This is a genomic window from Peribacillus sp. NPDC056705, assembly GCF_043656335.1.
In genome coordinates, this window is sequence record NZ_JBHTYI010000097.1 from 1 (window position 1) to 2576 (window position 2576).

Genomic DNA, 2576 nt, shown 5'->3' on the forward strand with positions numbered 1-2576 from the left:
GGTAAAAGACTTCTCAGAGAACAACTACACATTCGATATTCGTGACTACGGCCTGAAGGAAGGCGGCGTGGGTCTCACTTATGTAACGCATGAGAGCGAGACGCCGCTGAATCCGTTCATTGGACAAGAGATCGTGGATCAGCTCAAGGTGATTTCCGAAGATATTATATCTGGCAAGATTAAGGTAACCAACGCTTTGGAACAGAATTAGTTCTCACTTGAGACCGGCTGCACATAGGCAGTCGGTCTTTCATTCAGAAGGGAAAGGAAGGCATGACGGTAATGCTACTCCAGATGGACAGTATCACGAAGAAATATGGCGAATTCAGCGCAAACCGCAGCATTGATTTTTCGCTTGCGGCCGGTGAAGTTCATGCGATTGTCGGAGAGAACGGAGCAGGCAAAACAACGTTGATGCGGATTTTGTACGGTATGGAGCAGCCTACATCCGGTACGATTCGGATCAATGGCAAGGAAGTATCGTTTGCGAGTCCGCTGGATGCAATTCGAGGCGGAATCGGGATGGTGCATCAGCATTTCATGCTCTTTCCTTCCTTTACCATCGCTGAGAATATCGTCATTGGCAACGAACCGGGCACGGGTGCAGCGTTCAATCGCAGGGAGGCTATTAAGACAGTAGAGGGACTGTGTGCCCAGTACGGAATGAAGGTCGACCCAAATGCCGTCGTAAGCAGCAGCGCACCTGGCGTTCAACAGCGGGTCGAGATCTTGAAAGTGCTCTATCAGGGCGCAGAAATCATCATTCTCGATGAACCGACCGGCGTGCTTACCCCAATTGAGGTTCAAGAGCTGCTCCAAGCGATAAAACAGCTCTCCAAGCAAGGTAAGAGCTTTATCCTGATCAGTCATAAACTGAGCGAGGTGCTGGATGTCGCGGATCGGATCACCGTTCTTCGGGACGGGGCTGTGACCGGTGTTGTCAATAAGCAAGAGACCGATGCACACCAATTGTCCCGGCTTATGGTCGGACGTGAACTCGCCGAGTTGGATCGCGTTCCGATTACGCCGGGCGAGAAGGTGCTGGAAGTATCGGATGTGACCATTAACGGCACTAAAGGCAAGCCAGTACTAGATGCCGTGAGTCTGGACGTGCGGGCAGGCGAGGTCGTAGGCGTTGCCGGTATTTCCGGTAACGGACAATCCGAATTGCTTCAGGTGATTTCGGGACTGGCTCAGGCAGACAGCGGCCGTCTCGCCGTTGCAGGTAAAGATGTAACGGGCATGTCAACAAAGGAGATTCGGGAGCAAGGTCTGGCTCATATTCCCGAGGATCGCTATGTATGGGGAGCTAACCGGACGGCAACCGTGATGGATACGGGTCTTATGGGTCACCAACGCAGATTGCAGCAGAACGGATTCTTGAAACTCAAGGATATTCGTAAGGTTGTATCGGGCTGGGTACAGAAGTTCTCGATCAAGACGGGGTCGCTGGAGACCAGCACGCAATATCTGTCCGGTGGTAATCTGCAGAAGCTGATCGTGGCTCGGGAGCTTGAGCAGGGAACGCCGTTTCTGATTGCGGCTGAACCGACGCGCGGTGTCGATATCGGTGCGATGGAGACGATTCACGGTGAACTGCTGAAGCGGCGCGAATCGGGAACAGGCATTTTGCTGGTTTCATCTGAATTAACGGAAATATTAAAATTATCCGATCGGGTTCTTGTCATGTATGAAGGACGAATCGTTGGGGAGTTGCCAGCGAAGGAAGCGACAGAGGAACGCGTAGGACTGCTGATGGCGGGAGGAGCTTAATTCATGAACAGATGGACCAAACTAACGCTTCCGCTCTTGCAGCCGATTGCGGCGATTATTGTCGGCTTGCTGGCCGGAGCGATTGCGATCGTTATTGCAGGCGGGGACATCCTGCAGACCTATGCTGAGATGTGGAAGGGCGCATTCGGTGGCATGTATTTCTTCACGAATACGCTTGCCCGCGCCACGCCGATAATTCTGATTGGTCTGGGTGCGGCACTCGCGTTCCGCGCCGGTTTCTTCAATCTGGGTGCAGAGGGCCAAATGGTATTCGGTGCATTATCCGCTGCTTTGGTCGGGTTGTACATGCCGGGACCTGGCTGGCTGGTCTGCATTGTAGCCATCCTGGCCGGTATCATTGCTGGCGGATTATGGTCCGTGATGGCAGGCTACTTCGATTCGAGATTCGGGGTTAACCTGCTGATCTCTACGCTCCTGCTCAATTATGTGGCTGTATTATTCGCAGGCTACCTCGTGGCTTATCCGCTTAAGGATCGCTCGGGCTCGGCGGCGATGGCACAGTCTGAAATGCTGGATAACAGCGTATGGCTACCCAAGCTAATTGCAGGTATGCCGCTTCATATAGGTTTTGTTCTGGCTGTATTGGCCGCCCTGATTATATTTATTCTATTGAAGCGTTCGGTTGTCGGTTATGAGGTCCGGATGCTCGGAGGTAATCCGTTGTTCGCGCTGTTCGGCGGCGTGAAGCGCGGGCCGATGATGATTGGGGCCATGTTCGCTAGCGGAGGATTGGCTGGCCTTGGTGGTGCGGTCGAAATTCTTGGCTCCCAATATCGTTATAT

2 protein-coding genes and 1 pseudogene are annotated in these 2576 nt (G+C 52.9%); all 3 read left to right on the forward strand.

Annotation, left to right across the window (positions count from 1 at the left end; translation table 11 throughout):
* Nucleotides 1-211, forward strand: a pseudogene (locus ACFRAK_RS27640) (BMP family ABC transporter substrate-binding protein); the annotation flags it as partial.
* Nucleotides 212-282: 71 nt separating this feature from the next.
* Nucleotides 283-1773: an ABC transporter ATP-binding protein gene (locus ACFRAK_RS27645; protein WP_394572982.1), complete on the forward strand. Its 1491-nt coding sequence runs from the start codon at nucleotides 283-285 to the stop codon at nucleotides 1771-1773.
* Between the two features lie 3 nt (nucleotides 1774-1776).
* Nucleotides 1777-2576, forward strand: an 800-nt coding sequence (locus ACFRAK_RS27650) for an ABC transporter permease (RefSeq protein WP_394572981.1), incomplete at its 3' end; no start/stop codon positions are given.